Consider the following 18,601-nt stretch of genomic DNA (forward strand, 5'->3'; position numbering starts at 1 on the left):
CGGGCTTCATACAGGTGATCTACGGAGGCGCCGGTGGACATGGATGACACTTAGTGATAGAAACACGGGGCGGCCGAGGGTTTTCTTCGGAAGGGGCCGCTGCAATGCGTCCAACAGAACTGTCAGCGCTCGCCGACGCTCCCTTGGTCACGGCTATCGGCCGCTTCTCCCAGGAGGCGCTCGGCGAGGCATACCGTCGGCACTCCGGAGCCGTTCACGGCCTGGCGCGTCGCCTCCTGCGGGATGACACCCTGGCGGAGGAGATCACACAAGAGGTCTTCCTGCGCCTCTGGAATGATCCCGAGAAATTCGATGCCGGTCGCGGATCGTTGCGTTCGTTTCTCCTCGCCCATACTCACGGGCGCAGCATCGATCTCATCCGCTCAGAGTCGGCGCGCCGTACAAGGGAGGACAAAGACGCCCGGCTGGATCCCGGTTTGGGCCAGGACGTTGAGGAAGAAGTTTGGGATATGGCCCTTGCCGAAAGCATTCAAGGGGCCCTTTCCACCCTGGGAGAAGGCGAGCGTCGACCGATCGAACTTGCCTACTTCGGCGGACACTCCTATCGGGAGGTCGCCGAGATCCTCGGCGAGCCCGAAGGAACGGTGAAGAGCCGGATCAGGTCCGGATTGAAACGGCTTCGCGTATCGCTCGATGCTGCAGGTGTGAGCAACGCATGACACAACACGACGAGTACACGGATATCGAAGATCTGCTCGGGGTGTATGCCCTGGACGCCATCGACGCGCCCGAACGTGACCTCGTCGAGCAGCATCTTCAGGTGTGTGAGGTCTGCCGGGCCGAGGTAGACGAGCACCACACGGTGCTGGCCACGCTGAGCGCAGACATGGAGCCTGCCCCCGATCGGATCTGGGCTCGGATTGCCGGCACGCTGGACGCCCAACAGCCCAGGTTCGCCAACGTCATCCCTTTGACAGGCTCGCCTCGCAACACGGGCCAAAAACCCTTCCGCTGGGTGGCCGGGGTGGCCGCGGCCATGGTTGTGCTGCTGGGCGGCGCAGTGTTCTCTCAAGCGAACCAGATCGACGACCTCAACACCCGGGTGGCGGCTCAGGAGCAAGAGATCACCACGCTGGCCTCGGCACAAGCCGGTAATCCCCTCGAGCAGGCAGTCACGGTGGCGCTCGACGACCCGGGCGCGCAGGTTGCCACATTGACCGCTGAAGGGACGGCTGGAGCGATGTTGATCGTGGTCCTGCCGGATGGAACCGGCTACGTATATCAGAGCACTCTCGAGCAGCTCCCAGATGACCTGACCTACCAGCTCTGGGCCGTGATCGATGACAGAGTGATCTCGGCAGGTGTTCTCGGGAACCGTCCCACCATCGTTCCGTTCCACATCGATCCAGAAGGCCTCAAGGGATTGGTCATCACTCGAGAAGTGTCCGGTGGGGTGGCTCAATCTGAGGCGGACCCGGTTGTCTCATGGTTCGGCGCGTAGCCGTGGGCGTCTCCAGCTCCCTCGATTTGGATGATGTGCTCGATCGGACGGTGATCGGGAGCTTCACCAATATCGGTTTTGCCCTTCGGAGCCGCAGGTGGCCTCGTGAGCTTCCCACGCTCGAAGGGAAAACGATTGTCGTCACCGGTTCGACGTCAGGGCTGGGCCGGGCGGCGGCGGAACGACTGGCCGGTCTCGGCGCTCGCCTATGTCTGGTCGGGCGTTCCGAGGCAAAGCTCGAGACGGCCCGCCGGGAGATCCGCGCGGCCACCGCTAACGACGACCTGGCGGTGTACGTTGCCGATCATTCCGATGTCGGATCGGTGCGCGAACTCGCCGATGCTCTCCTGGCAGGTGAACCCAGGATCGATGTGTTGATCAACAACGCCGGCGCCCTGTTCACCAAGCGATCCGAGACCGCAGCCGGTATCGAACTAACGCTCGCCACGAACCTCCTGAGTCACTTCGTGCTCACCAATCTGTTGATTCCCCGTCTCGAAACCTCCGCACCCTCCGGCATCATCAATGTGTCATCGGGTGGCATGTACACGCAGCGGATCAGAGTGCGCGATCTTCAGTCCAGGCGCGGTGAGTACAAGGGTTCGATCGCGTATGCCCGGGCGAAACGTGGTCAGGTGATTCTCACCGAGCTGTGGGCTGAGCAACTGGCGGATCGTGGTGTCGTGGTCCACGCGATGCACCCCGGCTGGGCCGACACTCCGGGGGTTGAGGATTCGCTTCCGACCTTCCGCCGGGTCACCAAGCCGTTTCTGCGGACTTCCGAACAGGGAGCAGACACCATCGTCTGGTTGGCCGCCTCGGATGAAGCTTCCCGATCCACCGGCTTGTTCTGGCTCGACCGCCGTCCCAGGCCAACGCACCGGTTGAAGAGCACCGTCGAGGCGCCTGCCGATCGACACGGGTTACGAGTGGCCCTCAACGCACTGGCCGGTACCGCCTTCTGACGTCGAGGTGCGCCCGGCTCCGAACCGCCCGGCGGGCTGCCCTGTCAACGTCCTAACCATCCTGGCACCGCCAACCCGCCTTGCGGCTTCTAGGCTTCAGTGGCTTTCGGAGACAGGAGAACGATGCATCTCGGCGTAGCGATATTCCCAACGGACACGACGCTGCAGCCTGTCGATCTGGCCCGGGCAGTTGAAGAGCGGGGGTTCGAATCGTTGTGGTTCCCGGAACACAGTCATATCCCGGTCAGCAGGCGAACCCCCAGGGGTGGCGTGGCCGGGGCCGCCCCCCTCCCCGACTACTACTGGAGAACCCACGACCAGTTCGTGGCACTGGCCGCGGCAGCCGCGGTCACTTCGACTCTCAAGTTGGCCACCGGAATCACACTCGTAGCTCAGCGAGACCCACTCTGGCTGGCCAAGGAGGTCGCCTCCCTCGATCTGATCTCCGGCGGACGTGTGTTGTTCGGCATCGGCTATGGGTGGAACAAGGAGGAGATGGCCGATCACGACCTCCAGTACACCGAGCGGCGTGCGGTGCTCCGCGAGAACATCCTGGCCATGCAGGAGTTGTGGACCAAGGACGAGGCGGAGTTTCATGGCGACCACGTCGATTTCGAGCCGAGTTGGTCGTGGCCAAAACCCGTCCAGAAGCCGCATCCTCCGGTCATCCTCGGTGGGGCGGCGGGTCCGAAAACGATAGAGCACATCGTTGAATTCTGCGACGGATGGATGCCGATCGCCGGGAGGCACTCGTTTGGCGACCGGCTGGACGACCTGCGACTGGCTGCCGAGCGAGCGGGGCGCGACCCGGCTTCCATCGAGCTTGGTCTGTTTATGGCTCCTCCGAACGCCAGTGCCTTAGAGCCGCTGGCCGCCTCCGGGATCGGCCGGGCCGTGCTGGGACTCCCGCAGGGGCCGCCGGAGGAGGTACTGGAGGCGCTGGATTCGTTTGTGCCGCTCCTCGACGTGGTTGGAGGGTGACCGGCACCGCCTGGATTGTCGCCTTCTTCCTCGGAATGTTGTTCCTGGCGACCGGTGCAATGAAGTTGATCGTTCCGTATGAGCAGGGGCGGGCACGCATCGGCTGGATCGGAGACGTGCCGGCGGGTCGCTACCGGCTGGTCGGATGGCTGGAAATCGCGGGAGCGATCGGCCTGGTGTTCCCGACTCTGGTCGACGCCTTCGACCCGGTGGTGCCCGTCGCTGCCGGGGGTCTGGCTGCCGTCATGGTGGGAGCGATGGGTCTCCACGCTCGCCGCCACGAGTGGGGATCTCTATTACTCACGTCGGTGCTGCTGGCGGGTTGCGTGTTCGTGGTGGTCGGCAACCTGGGATGACGTCAACTGCCGCCAAATCGCCGGCGGGCGGTCAGACGAGTGCCGGAGCTGCAATGCGCTCGGCTTGACCGCGGAGTTCGGCTAGCTGCGTGAGGAATTCGGGTCCGGTGCCAAGCTCTTCGGCGATCGTCGTGTAGTAGTCGAGTCCTTCGATCAGGTTCGCCTTGTACTCATCGAAGTAGCTCGCCTTGCGCGGTGAGAGATCGAGCACGAAACGATCGAGTTCCTTATTGACGAAGTCGAGGTAGAGCTCTGCCTCGCGGATGAACATGTGGGGACGCCCGGGCTGCGACATGAGCTGGGCCCGCCCATAGATATGGTCGACCATTTCGCGGAGGCTGGCCAGCTTCGAGAAGTTCACGATATTCGGACCGGTGCAGATTGATGTGTGCGACCGGTTCTTGATGGCGTTCTTTCCCTCGGCTCCGCCGGCTAGATCCCGGCACAAGCATGTTTTCGCCAGGATGTCCTCACGAACTACCGCGAGTTGTTCCGGTGAGTAGCCCTCCTGATCGAGGTGGGCGAGCTTCTGGACCTGGTAGGTCCGCGACGCAACGCAGATCGGCTCTTCGCTGAACTCGGTATTGGAGAGAGCGAGATATCCCTTCGGGCAAGCGCTGCCCGGGCGGCCCTTCTCGATCTTGTCGCGGCGGTTTCTCTCGCTCTCCGACGTGCGCAGGCTCCAAAACGGTATGCCGAACGGTGAGGAGTTGCTGAGATAGACATCGTCGCCGGTGGCCTCCTGCAGCTTCACCAAATGCTGGTCATCAACGTTCGTGACTTCTGGAACCAGGAGAAATGGGGTGCCCCACCCTGCGGAGTCCACGTTGAAATACTCAACTATCTGCCGGTGCTCTTCTGCGGTGCCGATCCCACCCTGGACGGTGATTCGCAGCTCGGGTGGGTCTGCGACGGGGGACCGGTCCGTCTCTTCGAGGCCGCGGTTACGCATCGAGTGAAGTGTCTCGATGAGCTCTGCGCGCCTCTTCTTGAACTCGTCGAGGATCGGTCCGAGCAGCTTTCCGGCGGTTGGGAAAGTGTGACCGCCACAGTTGAGCCCAGACTCGACCCGGAACTCCGATACCCACAGGCCCCGCTTGGCGAGGTACTTCCCCTGGATGAGGGCGGAGCGAAAGTCGCTCACCTTGAGGACGATTTGTTTCCGCAGTTCGCCCTGGTCGTCCGGGTAGAAGTCGTCGAACTGAGTCAGGTAGTTGTACAACCTGGGGTTGAGCCCGGCGGAGAAAACGACTGCCGAGCGCAGGGTGCTGCGGGCGAAGCCGCGCAAGCCGGATAGCGCGTCGCTCAACTCGGGTGCTTGTTTCATTCCGTCCTGGTAGGCGTCGCGATCGACCTTGGTCATGAGGTTGACGTCGATCGAGCCTGCCGTGACGTGGCGCCGCAGCAGATCCTGGAGGCGGTCGCGCTCTGACTCATCGCGGCTCTCCCTCATTCGCTGGTAGGCCTGGCGGAGGGGTCCGGTGGGCAGCATCTCGAAGTACTTCGTGAGGTCGTTACCGGCTTCGAACAGCATCAACTGCATGGAACGGATCTGCTGCGCTACCTGAGTCTGAACGAGATCGAGGTAGGCGGTGATCCGCCTGGCTCGCGCATCGTCGGCGTCGTCGGGGATCTCCTCGTAGGTCTCTCCCGCCAGCTCACTGTGGAACTTGCGCATCTGCTCGATGAGCATGTCGTCGACGATCTGAATCACAGACGAGATGCCGAAACGGGCAACCTTCAACGGAGTGTCGATCGTGAAGCCTGTGCCCATTACCGGGATGTGAAAAGAGTGGACGGCAGCCGTCAAGTGGGTTCCCCGTTTTCGTAAACCCCAGTCAAGCAGACAAATGCCATTAAAGGGAGGGTCAAAATCAAGAGGTTCAGCAAGAGATTCTGAGTTATTGCAAGAGATTCTGAGTTATAGGTTCTGAGTTTTGCAGGAGGTTCTGAGTTTTAGGTTCTGGGTTGTGGTCCGTCGGGAGGCGTCTATCCCATCACGGGCACGCGTCGCCGGCTAGAACCTACAACGTAGAACCTGAAACCAGATCGCAGATCGTCGCGGATGGCAGTAGGCAGTAGGCAGCAGGCAGCAGGCAATAGGCGATAAGGGGCGCCGGTTAGAACCTACAACGTAGAACCTGAAACCAGATCGCAGATCGTCGCGGATGGCAGTAGGCAGTAGGCAGCAGGCAGCAGGCAATAGGCGATAAGGGGCGCCGGTTAGAACCTACAACGTAGAACCTAAAACCTCGATCGCAGATCGCAGATCGTCCGACTCCTCCTCAGCTCCTTACACCTCGGGCAAGTGCGCCAGGGCTTCTGCGACCTTTGCTTCGGGATAGTCGTAGTCGATGATCTCTCCGGCCAGGAACTTGTCGTAGGAAGCCAGATCGAAGTGTCCGTGCCCGCACACCGCGGTGAGGATGACCTTCTCCTCTCCAGATTCCTTGCATGCCTCGGCTTCCCGTATGGCCGCGGCAATGGCGTGGGTCGGTTCGGGAGCAGGAATGATCCCCTCGGTCCGTGCGAACCGGATGGCGCTCTCGAAACACTCGACCTGGCCGATCGCGGTCGCTTCGATGAGCCCGAGCTCGTAGATGTGCGAGAGCAACGGCGACATGCCGTGGTAGCGCAAGCCGCCTGCATGGATCGGGTCCGGTATGAAATCGTGGCCGAGGGTGTGCATCTTCATCAAAGGAGTCATCCCCGCCGTGTCGCCGTAGTCGTAGGCATAGACGCCTTTGGTGAACGACGGGCAGGCGGCCGGCTCGATAGCGCGGATGGTCGGGTTGATCTTGCCCGCCATCTTCTCGCGAAGGAACGGGAAGCTGAGCCCGGAGAAGTTCGAGCCACCCCCCGTGCAAGCCACGATCACGTCGGGCGACTCACCGATCTTCTCGAACTGACGGAGGGTCTCCTCTCCGATGATCGTCTGGTGCAGAAGTACGTGGTTCAAAACGCTGCCGAGCGCATAGCGGATCGTGGGATCCTGAACCGCAGCTTCAACTGCCTCTGAGATGGCGATCCCGAGCGAACCAGGACTGTTCGGATCTTGTTCGAGGATCGTCCGACCGGCAGCCGTGAGCATGGAGGGGCTCGAGTGGACCGTTGCGCCCCAGGTCTCCATCATCGACTTGCGGTAGGGCTTCTGCTCGAACGAGGCGGCTACCTGCCAGACCTCACATTCGAGACCGAACAGGGCGCTGGCAAACGCCAGGGCACTGCCCCATTGGCCAGCCCCCGTCTCGGTGGTCAGCTTCCGGATGCCTTCCCGGGCGTTGTAGAAGGCCTGCGGAACGGCGGTGTTCGGCTTGTGAGAGCCGGCCGGGCTCACGCCTTCGTACTTGTAGTAGATGCGCGCCGGCGTATCCAGGGCTTGCTCGAGACGTCGCGCCCGGTAGAGCGGAGTGGGCCGCCATAGCCGGTAGACGTCGAGGACTTCACCTGGGATGTCGATATAGCTGTCTGTGCTGACTTCCTGCATGATCAGCGCCATGGGAAAGAGCGGGGCGAGATCTTCAGGTCCGACAGGTTGTTTGGTGCCGGGATGGAGCGGTGGGGGAGGTGGTTCGGGCAGGTCGGGCACGATGTTGTACCACTGGGTGGGCATCTCCGACTCGTCCAGCATGATCTTGGTGGCGTCGCTCACAGCATGTACCTCTCGTCTGCTCCTGAATCGATGGTAGCTCTCCTGCGCTGAGCCGACCACGGATTGAAAGAGGGCCCGCAGCAGCTGCTGCGGGCCCTCAGTCGTAGGTTGCGGGTTGGATTACGGAGCGAACACGAACGGTGTCACGCCAACCTGGAAGGAATGGCGAACCTGGGCGTTGTCGAAGGTCGCAACGCCGAAGTAATAGGTGGCACCCATGTCCGAGAACTGCACATCGAACTCGGAACCGGTCGTCATCGCACGTGCGATCTCGACCGTCCAGGTACCGTCGGCATACGTCCACTCTGCTGAGATGTCGCTGCGATCACCAGTGAACTCGGCCTTGTAGATACCGGGAACCCGGTCACCGGCCACGAACAGTGAGTCGTCGAACTCCACCTTCTCGGAGTCGAGGATGTAGCCGGGCGAACCGTCCTTGGCGCCACCATCGGGTGACATGAAGGCAGGCAGGGTCTTGTCTTCGTTCTCGTTGTTGGTGTAGCCGCCGCCGTCACTCGGGTCGCCGTGGCGCCCGGCGCCGGGGGTGTCGGCCGAGTACCTGACCGAATCGACGTACTGGTCGTCGATCTGGTGGAGGTTACGAACCGACTTCCAGTGCCAGATGTCGCCGATTTGGCCTTCCGCCGCCGTGTACTTGTTGCCGTAAGGCTTGGCGTCCGAGTCCTCACCGGCATGGCACATGACGAAGCAGCCCGATGATTCGAAGCCTTCGATGGCGGAATCCGTGTTCCAGATGATGGACATCTTGTCCTCGTACCAGAGGTTGTTGTCGCCGCCGTTGTCGTTCGGATCCTTGAGCTTGGCCCATGAACCGTCGTCCTGCTTCTCCCATGGCGAGCGCAGGTAGCTCTCGGTGGGATCATCCCAGCTCACCAGGAAGTAAACGGTATCGCCCGAGTACACGGACTGGAGGCTGACATCGGCGCCGCCGCTGTTGGCTCCACCGGAGACGGCAACGGTCGTGACCGGGGCCCCTGCCCAGGCGCCGTCGTCGGCGACACCATCGAGGGTCGGAGCGTCCGTAGCAACCGAAACCAGCGTTCCCTCAGGAACCTCGAGCATCGCTTCCGTGGTCGTTGTGGCCACCATTGCCTCGGTAGTCGTTGTGGCCACCATCGCTTCGGTAGTTGTGGTCTCGGGCGCGCCGACCGCGCCTTCTGTGGTAGTGGTCTCATCTGAACTGCCGCAGGCAGCCAGGATGAGCGCCAGCATCATTGTGATGCCGGCGATACGTATGAAACGCATATAAGTTCTCCCCGTTAAGGTCTCATCAGTATATCTATCTGATATACCACAAGCGAGATTCGGCAGACGTCACTACTTAAGTGACCTGTGCTGCCCACATAGGGTGGTGAAGAGGCCCGATGCGGCCTCGCCCAGACTTCCAGGCTCGCCAGATGCATTTACGGCCTGATTGACTGCCGGGCGAGATCGAGAGAGGTCCCTTGGACCTACCCGGCCAGCAGAGTACCCAGGCGGGTGGCTTCGGTTCCTAGGCTGGAGACTCCAATCCCCCGGTAACCCCAGCCGGTGAGATGTAGACCGGGGTGATTGGCCACGGTCGCGTCGAGCTTGCGCATCCAATCGACGTGACCCACGTTGTACTGGGGGATTCCGGGGTCGTGCCTGACGACTCTCGACCAGGTCGGTTGCACCCGCGTCCCGATCACACGACTCGTCTCGTCGATCATCATGGCAATGAGTTCTTCATCCGTCCGCGTCAGCACTTTCGGGTCGGCAGCACCTCCGTAGATCCCTTTGGCGAGATGGTGCAGCTCCGGTGCTCGCCCGGGGGCGTATTGCGACTCCATGAGGATTCCCAGGACGTGCACATCGGTGTCCGGGCCGATCAGTGCACCGAATCCTGCCGGAAGAGGAACGTCCGCTGCCCGGCCGCCGATCCCGACGACCGCCACGGGGGCGACCACTGCCTCTCCTAGCTGCGCAGCGATATCGGGCGGCGCCAGCTTGCAGGCATCGTGGGGAGCCAGGGCTAACACGATGTCTTTCGCCTGCAACTCACTTCCTGCTTCGACGATCCAGCCGTTCTCAATCCTTCTGACGGCACTCACCGGCCGATTCGTCTGGAAGGACGCGCCGAGATAGGCGGCGAGGTCTTCGGCTACCCCTGTCATTCCGTTCGCCGGAACGTGGACCGAAGCTCGCGGCGTGTCTTTCTCGCGCTGCTTCATGCGGGCCATCATCCCCCGGACCATGCTGCCCGCCTCGTCTTCGAGCGCCACCATCCTCGGGAACGCGGCTCGCATGGACAGCGTGGATGGGTCACCGGCGAAAACGCCGTGCGCCATCAGGGTCGCACCGAGTCGGCCGAGTTCCGGACCGAAGCGACGGCTGAAGTAACTCTCGATCGACTCGTCGGAGCTGGGGGGCGGTGTCTTGACCCATGGTTCGCAAATCGCCCGGAACTTCGCTCTCCACGAAACCAGTCCGGAGAAGGCGAGGGCCGGCGATTCCGGAACCTGAAAGAGCTCGTCCCTCTCGTAGACGAATCGTGACTTCGCCTCCGGATTTGCAGCCAGCATCTCGATTCCCGCCGCTTCGAAGACGGGTCCGAGGTCGGAGTTGGGCCACAGGAGGGACCCGGCCGCGGGTTCGAGTAGAAAGCCGTCCTGCCGAACGCTGGACGCCACGCCGCCGGGGTGTCCCGACGCTTCAAGGACTAGTACTTCCATGTCGCGGCGCTTCAATTCCGCTCCGACGATCAGTCCACCCAAACCACCGCCGACCACGATCACGTCACTCACAGCGAATCCTCCAAAACATCGGCCAGCATCGGCCCTACCTCGGGCCGGTCGTTCATCATTTCCGATCGGTAGTAGGTGCGGATTCCGACCTCTTCGGCCGCATCCCGGAAGAGCATGTCGACTTCGTAGAGCGTCTCGATGTGATCGGTGACAAATGAGATGGCCACCATGCCCACCGTGTCGAATCCGTCGCCGGCGAAGTCGGCGAGTACATGTTCGGTTCCCGGCCCGATCCATTTCACCGGCTTCGTGCGGGACTGGTAGCCGAGCCTGGCGTCGATCGAGTACGGGATCCGATCCACCACTGCCTTGACGGTGGCGGCCGTCTCTTCTGGATACGGGTCGCCTTTGGCGACCACGCTCCGGGGAAGGCCGTGCGCCGAAAACAGCACGGCAGCCCCGTCCCGCTGATCATGTGGCCGGGTCTCGAGCATCTCGGTCACCAGCTTCGCCTGGAAGTCGAGATACGACGGATGGTCGTACCAGGTGCGCACGACGTCGAGCGGGACTGCAACGTTCAGTTCCTCGAGCACCCGCCTGAGTTCGTTTTCCGAAGATCCGGTGGTGGCCCTCGAGTATTGGGGGTAGAGCGGCAGGAGAATGATGCGGTCCACGTTGGCGCGGACGAGCGAACGTACTGCATCGTAGGTATCCGGGCGTGTATAGCGCATGGCTACAGCCACTTCAGCGTCGTGTCCCCGTTCGTTCAGCGTTGCCTGGAGCATCCGGGCTTGTGCCAGCGTGATCTCCATGATGGGGGATCCACCGCCGATCAGCCGGTAGTTTCGCCTGACGAACGGCCCACGCGCTTTCGCGACCAGCCACCCGAAGGCTTTGCTCACTGCCGGACCGCCGGGGATGGGCACGAGATCAGGGTCGGCGAAGATCGCACGAACGAACGGCTCGACTTCCTTCTGGTCACGGGGGCCGCCTAGTTGGGCCAGGATGATTCCAGTCTTGGACATGCTGCTCCTAGACAGTTCGGGAGAAGACGGGCTTGTCCCGTTTCACATTCTTGAGGTACACATCGAAAGCCATGGCGACGTTGCGAATGAACACCCGGCCGAGCTCGGTGGCGGTGATGTGGTCGTCGGCGACGGTAGCCATCCCCTCCTCGACGGATCCGCCGGGCCCGGTGATGACCGCCAGCTCCTTAGCGAAGTACTCGTGGAAATCGATGGAGAACAGCTCCTCCACGTCGGGAAACGAGAGATGCGAGTTGCACATCAGCTCGGTGATGACGTGGCGGCGGATCCGGTCGTCGTCGGATAGGGTAACTCCTCGCTCGACCGGCAGTTCGCCGGCTTCGATCGCTTGGTAATACGAGTTCAGCCGCTTGTGGTTCTGGGCGTATGCGCCGGCGACGTCGCTGATACCGGAGGTGCCGAGGGCAACCATTTCGGTTCCCCGCTTGGTCGTATACCCCATGAAGTTGCGCGAAAGCGAACCGTTGCCCATCGCGATGGAGAGTTCGTCGTCTGGTAGGGCGAAGTGATCCATGCCGATGGCGCGATAGCCGCCTCCGACGAGGGTTTCCGACACCTGGGCGAGCAGCGCGAACTTCGCGTCCCGATCGGGAAGGGTTGCCTTGTCGATCCTCTTCTGATTGGGCTTGACCCAGGGCACGTAGGCGAATGAATAGACCGCCAGGCGGTCGGGGCGCATCTCGAGCGTCTTCTCCAGTGTGTCGCCCATCGTGTCGAGAGTCTGGCCGGGGAGCCCGTAGATGAGGTCGATGTTGATGGAATCGAATCCCAACCGCCTGGCTTCGTCGTAGAGGGTTCTTGTTTCTTCCCAGGTTTGGTTTCGCCCGATCATCTCCTGGACCGTTGGATCCAGATCCTGGACCCCCAGGGAGAGCCGGTTGAACCCCAGTTCCCTGAGCATGAGCAGGTGTTCGGGAGTCGTTACGCGGGGGTCGACTTCGAGGGCAACCTCGGCATCCGGCGCGATGGTGAAGTGCAACAAGAGCGTCTTGTGGAGGGTGCTGAGGTCATGGGCCGAGTAGTAGGTTGGGGTTCCTCCCCCCCAGTGGTACTGCACGACCGAGCGTCGCTCGCCGAGATGGTCGGCGACGATCGCCGCTTCTTCGATGAGGCGTTGGAGGTACACGTTGGAGACCGAGTCGCGGCGGGCGATCACTACGTGACATCCGCAGAACGAACAGCGGGCGTCGCAAAAGGGGAGATGCACATACAACGAGAGGGGCCCCCCTGCGTCGCGTGCGGCGTCCCGCAAACGACCCGCGTAGGCGTCCGGCCCGAATGACTCCGTGAACTCCACCGCGGTCGGATACGAGGTGTAGCGCGGGCCGGGTCGATCGTAGCGAGCCAGGAGGTCCGGCGTCAGCGAGATCACCGGTCCTCCCCTCGGACGGACGCCACCATGGCGGCCACGTTGTCGACTGGGGTGTCGCGGTGGATGCCGTGACCGAGATTGAAAATGTGGCCGGGCCGCCCACCGGCTTCGTCGAGTACACCGGCGACGGCCTTTCGGACCCGTTCCGGGTCGGTCAACAGAGTCGCCGGATCGAGGTTTCCCTGGATGGGGTGAGAAACGCCAACTCGCTGCCACGCCTCCGCCAGAGGCAGCCGCCAGTCGACGCCGTAGGCAGTGGCCCCGACCCCGTCGAAGTGGGGGAGGAGATGAGGGCCGTGGGGGGCGAAATAGATCGTGGGCACCGTCTGGTGCTCGAGGGCGGCCCTTGCAGGCGGAATGGCCAGGTCGACGAAATCGTTGGCCGAGAGGATGCCTGCCCACGAGTCGAACAACTGCACAACGTCGGCACCTGCACTCACCTGCATCTGCAGGTAGGCCGACATTGCCCGGCCGACCTTGAGGAGCGCTTCGGTGGCAACCGTCGGTTGGCGCTGGAGCGTGCTGCGGAGGGCCATGAATTCCTTGCTCCCTCCCCCCTCGAGCAGATAGGCGAGCAGCGTGGTGGGAGCCCCGGCGAACCCGATCAGGGCGACCCCGGCAGGTAGGTCCGAGCGTACGTTGGCGATGGCCTCGGCCACGAAGTCGACCTTGTGAGGCTCGAACTCTGGAAGCCGCGCGATTTGTTCGATGGTCATCGGTGCGAGTTGCGGTCCCGGGTTGAAATCGACTGTCACGCCCATGGCTTCGAGCGGTGTCATGATGTCCGAGAAGATGATTGCGGCGTCGAGTTCGAATCGTCTGATGGGTTGCAGGGTGATCTCGGCTGCCACGGCGGGATCGTGCACCGCCTCCTGGAACGAATGCCCGGCGCGTAACTCCATGTATTCGGGCAGGTAGCGGCCTGCCTGTCGCATGAACCAGACGGGCGGCCGGTCGAGTGGCTCTCGGCGAAGAGCTTGCAGCAGTCTCACGATGCAGCTTCGATGATGGCCTCTTCGAGCGCAGTGAGCGCGATGTCGAGAGTGCCGTCGAGGTGTGACTCCATCAGGAACCAGGTTTCGAAAGGCGACGGCGGCAGCAACACTCCCCGTCGCAGTGCGCCGTGGAAGAAGCGGTTGAAGAGCTCGGTATCGAGACCCGCCACGTCGGTCCAGGTGGTCGCCCGGTCGACCCCCAGGAAGACGCCTACCATGCCGCCTACCGCGTGAACGACTCCGGGCAAACCCGCTTCGGCGAGGGCTTTCCCGAGGCGGTGTTCTATCAACCGCCCGGCCTCCTCGAATCGATCGTAGAGATCGTCGTTGCTCCGGATCCAGCGCAGCGTTGCCAACCCGGCCGCCGTAGAAAGGGGATTGCCGGCGAGCGTACCGGCCTGGTAGACGGGCCCGTTGGGAGCGATCATGCTCATCAGGTCGGCCCGGCCTCCGTAGACGGCGGCTGGCGTGGCGCCGGCAACGACCTTGCCCATCGTCGTCAGGTCGGGCGAGACGCCGTAGCGACCTTGGGCGGATTCGCGGCCCACCCTGAATCCGGTCATGACTTCGTCGAAGATCAGCAAGGCGCCGTGAGATCCGCACAGGTCGCGCAAACCGGAGAGGAACCCATCGGCCGGGGCGATACAGCCCATGTTTCCTGCCACGGGTTCGACGATCACCGCGGCGATGTCGCCGGTGGCGAGATGCGCCTCTACCGAGTCGAGGTCGTTGAAGTCCGCCACCCTCGTGTCGATTACCGTCCGCTCGGGGACACCGGGGCTCGACGGGGTGCCGAAGGTGGCGAGGCCGCTGCCGGCCTGCACGAGGAACGGGTCTGCATGGCCGTGGTAGCAGCCGGCGAACTTCACGATTCCGGCCCTGCCGGTGGCAGCCCGGGCGAGGCGGATCGCCGAGGCAGTTGCTTCCGTCCCGCTGTTGACCATGCGTACGACCTCGATCGAGGGAACCATCTCGACGATCAACTCGGCGAACTCGACCTCTGCTGTGGTGGGCAGGCCGAACGATGAGCCGTTTTCCGCGGCCTCTGTGATGGCTGCAATGACCGATGGGTGCGCATGCCCGTTGATCAATGCCCCCCACGAGGCCACGAAGTCGATGAGTTCCCGGCCGTCGGTGGTGGTGACCCTCGCTCCCGACCCTGAAAGAACGAACGGTGGGTCTCCTCCCACTGCTTTGAAGGCCCTGACGGGCGAGTTCACTCCTCCGGGGATGACGGCACGAGCGCGTTCGAACCAGCTCATCTCATCCCTCCCTCAACGCCAGGGCGGCATCGATGGCGAAGTACGTCAAGACGATGTCCGCTCCGGATCGAACGATGCCGGTCAGTGATTCGAGCATGACCCGGTTCCTTTCGATCCAACCCTGTGCCGCCGCCGCTTCGATCATCGAGAATTCACCGGACACCTGATAGGCGGCGATTGGCAGGTCGGTGCGATCCCGCAGGTCCCTGATGATGTCCTGGTAGGGACCGGCCGGCTTGACCATGATCATGTCGGCGCCCTCGCCCTCGTCGAGGGCGGCTTCCCGCCTGGCTTCGCGGGCGTTGGCCGGATCCATCTGATAGGACCGCCGGTCGCCGAATGTCGGTGCAGAGTCGGCTGCCTCGCGGAACGGCCCGTAGTAGCCGGATGCGTACTTCACGGAATACGAACAAATGGTGACGCCTGTGTGGCCCGTCTCGTCCAAACTGGTGCGGATGGCGCTCACCCGTCCGTCCATCATGTCGGACGGTGCGACGATGTCGGCGCCCGCGTCTGCGTAGGCAGATGCAGCCCTGGCGAGCAGGGGTAGAGCGGCATCGTTGTCGACGGTGTCTCCGGTAATCGGCCCGCAGTGGCCGTGACTGGTGTACTCGCACAGGCAGACATCCGCCCAGCGCACCAGGCCGGGGGCGGCGCCGGCGACTGCCTCTATGGCTTTCGGAACCGGCCCGGCCGGATCCCAGGCCGGCGAACCGATCTCGTCCTTGTGGTCGGGGATCCCGAAGAAGATCATCCCTCCCACCCCGGCATCTTCTGCCCGTTTGGCCAAATCGAGGATGCCGTCGACGGAGAGATGATAGTGGCCCGGCATCGACGCAATCGAGCGGCGGACTTTTTCGCCGGCGACCACGAACACCGGCAGGACGAACCGGGCCGGATCCAGGCGGGTCTCCGAGACCGTTCGCCGCAACCTATCCGTTCTGCGGAGTCGCCGGGGGCGGATCGTCGGGAACTGACTCATGCTGCAACTCCCAGGTGTTTGGCGACGGCTTCGGCCAGGCTCTGGAACGTCGGAGCTTCGGCAACAATCGTCGCCGAAGTTCCGGTCCGATTGACCGCCAGACGGGTGCTCTCTCCGATTGCCGCCACCGGCTTGTCGAGCGGTCGTGACAGCTGCCATCCGGACACCGCCGACGGAGAAGCGAATGTGATCACATCGACGGGATCGGAAGGAGGGGCCAGGGGCACGCTGGTGTAGATGATTGGCGCGGAGAACTCTCTGGCATGGCCGGCCAGTTGCTGCAACGGCCTGGGATCGGCTCCGCGTCCATGGGGCCAGGCGACGGATCTGCCGGTTACGTGTGGGGCCAGCATCTCTACGAGTTGTGCCGACCCGCCGGTGCCGATCATCGCCGCCCGGCCGCCACGCGCTTGCACCGCCCGGGCGGTGGCAGCTCCGACGACTGCAAAGTCGACGGCAGGAAGGGGACCTTCCGGCCAGAGAATGTCGATCGTTCTCTTTGAACTGACGACCAGTAGATCCGTGAGGAGGGCGATGGCGCGAACCGCCTCGAGTTCCGGCTCAGCAGAGGACTCGACGCCGATGCAGGGGAGCAGCACAGTCTGCAAGCCGAGGAACGTGAACGGCATGGCGGCGGCTTGCGCCCGATCGGCACTGGTGGTGACGGCCACGCGTTTCATAACCCCAACTCCTTCCGTGCCGCCGCAACCACGCCGGCGGGGTCATCGCCGAGGACCGAAGTGCGGCGAGCCCCGTTGTGGTCTTCGATGAAGGCATCCATGCGGATCCGGCCGTCGTGCCACTGCGCCAGGGCACCGAGTGCCGACCGGCATCCCGCCCCGGTCTCGGTGAGGAGCAGCCGCTCGCCGGCGACCAGAGGCGCCAACTCGTGGTCGTCGATGACCGCGACGAGACCTCGGATGGGCCCGTGATCGCGCGTCTCAACGGCCAGCACACCCTGCCCCGGGGCAGGCACCATAGAGTCGAGCGTGAGAACCTCAGAGATGTCGTCCGTGTGACCGAGGCGAGTGAGCCCGGCCTCGGCGAGGATTGCTGCATCGACCTCGCCACCGGCAACCTTCCGGAGGCGCGTATCGACATTGCCGCGCAGTTCCCGGGTGGAGAGATCCGGGCGTATGGCTTTGAGCTGGGCAATGCGACGGGGGCTGCCGGTCCCGACCACGGCCCCTTCGGTCAAGTCGGCGAGCCGTGCTCCGACGACGGCGTCCCAGGGAGTCGCCCGCTCGGGCAACGCCGCCAGGACTAGGCCGTCTGCTTGGGCGGTGGGAAGATCCTTGAGTGAGTGAACGGCGGCGTCGGCCCGGCCGTCGAGTACGGCGGCCTGTACGGCTCGAACGAATGCGCCCATTTGGGTGAGCTGCGCGACAGGCGAGTTCCGATCAAGGTCTCCGGTCGAGTCGATCTCAACGAGTTCGATCCTCATGTCTCCGTGGACGGCGCGGAGCCGATCGGCTACGCGCCCGGCCTGGTAGAGGGCCAGTGCCGAACGACGGGTGGCGAGACGGATCTCAGTCGGCACCCGCCACCCCGAAGACCTCGGCGAGGATGGGTGCGGCGCTCGCACCGTTCTCGGCCGAACTCAGGTAGGACAGCGGACGGTGCAGGACGCGGTGCGCCACGGTCTGGGCAAGCTGGTTGAGAACGGCGAGTTGCTCATCGTCGACTTGGAGTCTGCCGGAGAAGCGGCTCACCTCTTCATCAACGGCCCGCCGGGCCTCGGCGAGTATGGCGGAAATGACGGGACCAACCTGATGATGGTTCGTCAGCCTGGCCCACATGTCCGTCGCCAACCCGTCGAGCACTTCTTCGACCTCGGTGGAGGTCTGGCGGTCACGCGCCCGGTCGGCGAGGTCGTCCAGATTGACGTAGCGAAGGCGTCCGTTGCATCCGTTCGGAGAAAAGTCCGGTGGCATCGCCAGGTCGATCAGAAGGAGTTGGTCCGGTCTGGCACTCAGTGCCTCCGCCAAAACACCTCCGTCGAAGAGCTCGCGTTTGGATGAGGTAGCGCTGATGACGACAGGGAATGAGGCGAGGGCCTTCGGCGCGTCGGTCATATGCCGGACCTCGTCCGCATCGAAAGCGACGGCGTCCGGGCGACGTGCGAACACGGTCACTCTCGGCGTACGCCCGGCGGTGCGCAGTGTCTCGGCGGCGGCGTGGGCCATCGCCCCGGCCCCGAAAATGGCTACCTCTCCGGCGCCGGCGGCGAGGTCGGCGGCGACTAGCGCCATAGACCCGACGCCAGTTTCGGGCAGTCGCTTCCGAGCGGCTCGACCGGCCCGCACCGCGGATTGAAGGAGCTTCTCGAACATGCCCCCCGCCGCTCTATGGCTGCGGCTCATTTCGAGGGCAGTGCGGAACTGACCGAGCACCTCGGGTTCGCCGACGATGGGGCTATCGAGGCCCGCTGCCACCCGGTAGAGGTGGTGGACGACGTCGCGATCGAACCTGACGACCGGCGCGGGGAGGTCTGCGTCCGGGTACAGCAGTTCGAGCACCCGCCTGTTGGCTCTGTCGCAACCGACCGACACCACTTCGACTCGCAGACAGGTGGCAAGGACAAAGGCGTCGACACCTACCGCTCGGACCCGGTTCAGAGCCTCCTCGAGATGAGGTCCGTAGAGAGCCAGCCGCGCTCGGTCCTCGCTGGATGTGTCGGGATGAGCGAACGTCGCCGATGTGACCCTGAAACTCGGATGAGCCACTGCCGCGTGCGTATGCCCTGCGATCGGCGTTGACATTATCTCCCCGATTTTGCCGTTCCTCTTACATCAGGTTGGC

At 63.5% G+C, this 18,601-nt stretch carries 17 protein-coding genes; 5 read left to right on the plus strand and 12 right to left on the minus strand.

Translation table 11 applies throughout. The features are described from left to right. Positions 1-104: 104 nt before the first annotated feature. The 5 genes from P1T08_04260 to P1T08_04280 all read left to right on the plus strand — a co-directional run bounded on the left by P1T08_04260 (position 105) and on the right by P1T08_04280 (position 3,764). Positions 105-680, plus strand: a complete 576-nt coding sequence (locus tag P1T08_04260; GenBank protein MDF1595300.1) for a sigma-70 family RNA polymerase sigma factor — start codon at positions 105-107, stop codon at positions 678-680. Continuing rightward, complete coding sequence (locus P1T08_04265) at positions 677-1,462, plus strand: anti-sigma factor (GenBank protein ID MDF1595301.1); 786 nt, start codon at positions 677-679, stop codon at positions 1,460-1,462. Before P1T08_04260 ends, P1T08_04265 begins: the two co-directional genes overlap by 4 nt. Then, on the plus strand, positions 1,447-2,427 hold the full coding sequence (locus P1T08_04270) for an SDR family NAD(P)-dependent oxidoreductase (GenBank protein MDF1595302.1): 981 nt from the start codon (positions 1,447-1,449) through the stop codon (positions 2,425-2,427). The genes P1T08_04265 and P1T08_04270 overlap by 16 nt, the downstream gene beginning before the upstream one ends. Before the next feature lie 123 nt (positions 2,428-2,550). Next, positions 2,551-3,408, plus strand: a complete 858-nt coding sequence (locus P1T08_04275; protein ID MDF1595303.1) for an LLM class F420-dependent oxidoreductase — start codon at positions 2,551-2,553, stop codon at positions 3,406-3,408. Further along, positions 3,405-3,764, plus strand: coding sequence for a DoxX family protein (locus P1T08_04280; GenBank protein ID MDF1595304.1), 360 nt, complete (start codon positions 3,405-3,407; stop codon positions 3,762-3,764). Before P1T08_04275 ends, P1T08_04280 begins: the two co-directional genes overlap by 4 nt. A gap of 31 nt (positions 3,765-3,795) precedes the next feature. Here the strand turns inward: P1T08_04280 and P1T08_04285 are convergent, their stop codons facing one another. The 12 genes from P1T08_04285 to P1T08_04340 form a co-directional block, all read right to left on the minus strand. Next, complete coding sequence (locus P1T08_04285) at positions 3,796-5,574, minus strand: hypothetical protein (protein MDF1595305.1); 1,779 nt, start codon at positions 5,572-5,574, stop codon at positions 3,796-3,798. Positions 5,575-6,057: 483 nt separating this feature from the next. Then, positions 6,058-7,416: a TrpB-like pyridoxal phosphate-dependent enzyme gene (locus tag P1T08_04290; GenBank protein MDF1595306.1), complete on the minus strand. Its 1,359-nt coding sequence runs from the start codon at positions 7,414-7,416 to the stop codon at positions 6,058-6,060. A 120-nt stretch (positions 7,417-7,536) separates the two neighbouring features. After that, entirely contained in the window at positions 7,537-8,682 is a 1,146-nt protein-coding gene (locus P1T08_04295; GenBank protein ID MDF1595307.1) for an ethylbenzene dehydrogenase-related protein, read from the minus strand. A gap of 206 nt (positions 8,683-8,888) precedes the next feature. Further along, a complete protein-coding gene (hemG, locus tag P1T08_04300; GenBank protein MDF1595308.1) occupies positions 8,889-10,202 on the minus strand; it encodes a protoporphyrinogen oxidase in 1,314 nt (437 codons plus the stop codon). Then, positions 10,199-11,167, minus strand: a complete 969-nt coding sequence (gene hemH / locus P1T08_04305) for a ferrochelatase (GenBank protein ID MDF1595309.1) — start codon at positions 11,165-11,167, stop codon at positions 10,199-10,201. The genes hemG and hemH overlap by 4 nt, the downstream gene beginning before the upstream one ends. A 7-nt stretch (positions 11,168-11,174) precedes the next feature. Continuing rightward, positions 11,175-12,560: an oxygen-independent coproporphyrinogen III oxidase gene (gene hemN / locus P1T08_04310; GenBank protein ID MDF1595310.1), complete on the minus strand. Its 1,386-nt coding sequence runs from the start codon at positions 12,558-12,560 to the stop codon at positions 11,175-11,177. Continuing rightward, positions 12,557-13,552 (minus strand): uroporphyrinogen decarboxylase, encoded by a 996-nt coding sequence (gene hemE / locus P1T08_04315; GenBank protein MDF1595311.1) that lies wholly within the window; start codon positions 13,550-13,552, stop codon positions 12,557-12,559. Before hemE ends, hemN begins: the two co-directional genes overlap by 4 nt. Beyond that, positions 13,549-14,817 carry a glutamate-1-semialdehyde 2,1-aminomutase gene (gene hemL, locus P1T08_04320; protein ID MDF1595312.1) on the minus strand — a complete coding sequence of 423 codons (1,269 nt, stop codon included), beginning with the start codon at positions 14,815-14,817 and terminating at the stop codon, positions 13,549-13,551. Before hemL ends, hemE begins: the two co-directional genes overlap by 4 nt. A gap of 1 nt (position 14,818) precedes the next feature. Continuing rightward, on the minus strand, positions 14,819-15,799 hold the full coding sequence (gene hemB, locus P1T08_04325; GenBank protein ID MDF1595313.1) for a porphobilinogen synthase: 981 nt from the start codon (positions 15,797-15,799) through the stop codon (positions 14,819-14,821). Beyond that, positions 15,796-16,479 carry a uroporphyrinogen-III synthase gene (locus P1T08_04330; protein MDF1595314.1) on the minus strand — a complete coding sequence of 228 codons (684 nt, stop codon included), beginning with the start codon at positions 16,477-16,479 and terminating at the stop codon, positions 15,796-15,798. Before P1T08_04330 ends, hemB begins: the two co-directional genes overlap by 4 nt. Beyond that, positions 16,476-17,339 (minus strand): hydroxymethylbilane synthase, encoded by an 864-nt coding sequence (hemC, locus tag P1T08_04335; GenBank protein MDF1595315.1) that lies wholly within the window; start codon positions 17,337-17,339, stop codon positions 16,476-16,478. Before hemC ends, P1T08_04330 begins: the two co-directional genes overlap by 4 nt. Continuing rightward, positions 17,329-18,561: a hypothetical protein gene (locus P1T08_04340; GenBank protein MDF1595316.1), complete on the minus strand. Its 1,233-nt coding sequence runs from the start codon at positions 18,559-18,561 to the stop codon at positions 17,329-17,331. The genes hemC and P1T08_04340 overlap by 11 nt, the downstream gene beginning before the upstream one ends. Positions 18,562-18,601 lie beyond the last annotated feature (40 nt).

This window comes from Acidimicrobiia bacterium (assembly GCA_029210695.1).
Classification (GTDB): domain Bacteria; phylum Actinomycetota; class Acidimicrobiia; order Spongiisociales; family JAHEDJ01; genus JAHEDJ01.

Excerpts from the sequence above, each read along its gene's own strand:
- P1T08_04260 (MDF1595300.1), top strand. The coding sequence starts at position 105 with ATGCGTCCAACAGAACTGTCAGCGCTCGCCGACGCTCCCTTGGTCACG.
- P1T08_04265 (MDF1595301.1), top strand. The coding sequence starts at position 677 with ATGACACAACACGACGAGTACACGGATATCGAAGATCTGCTCGGGGTG.
- P1T08_04270 (MDF1595302.1), top strand. The coding sequence starts at position 1,447 with ATGGTTCGGCGCGTAGCCGTGGGCGTCTCCAGCTCCCTCGATTTGGAT.
- P1T08_04275 (MDF1595303.1), top strand. The coding sequence starts at position 2,551 with ATGCATCTCGGCGTAGCGATATTCCCAACGGACACGACGCTGCAGCCT.
- P1T08_04295 (MDF1595307.1), bottom strand. The coding sequence starts at position 8,682 with ATGCGTTTCATACGTATCGCCGGCATCACAATGATGCTGGCGCTCATC.
- hemH (MDF1595309.1), bottom strand. The coding sequence starts at position 11,167 with ATGTCCAAGACTGGAATCATCCTGGCCCAACTAGGCGGCCCCCGTGAC.
- hemL (MDF1595312.1), bottom strand. The coding sequence starts at position 14,817 with ATGAGCTGGTTCGAACGCGCTCGTGCCGTCATCCCCGGAGGAGTGAAC.
- hemB (MDF1595313.1), bottom strand. The coding sequence starts at position 15,799 with ATGAGTCAGTTCCCGACGATCCGCCCCCGGCGACTCCGCAGAACGGAT.
- P1T08_04330 (MDF1595314.1), bottom strand. The coding sequence starts at position 16,479 with ATGAAACGCGTGGCCGTCACCACCAGTGCCGATCGGGCGCAAGCCGCC.
- P1T08_04340 (MDF1595316.1), bottom strand. The coding sequence starts at position 18,561 with ATGTCAACGCCGATCGCAGGGCATACGCACGCGGCAGTGGCTCATCCG.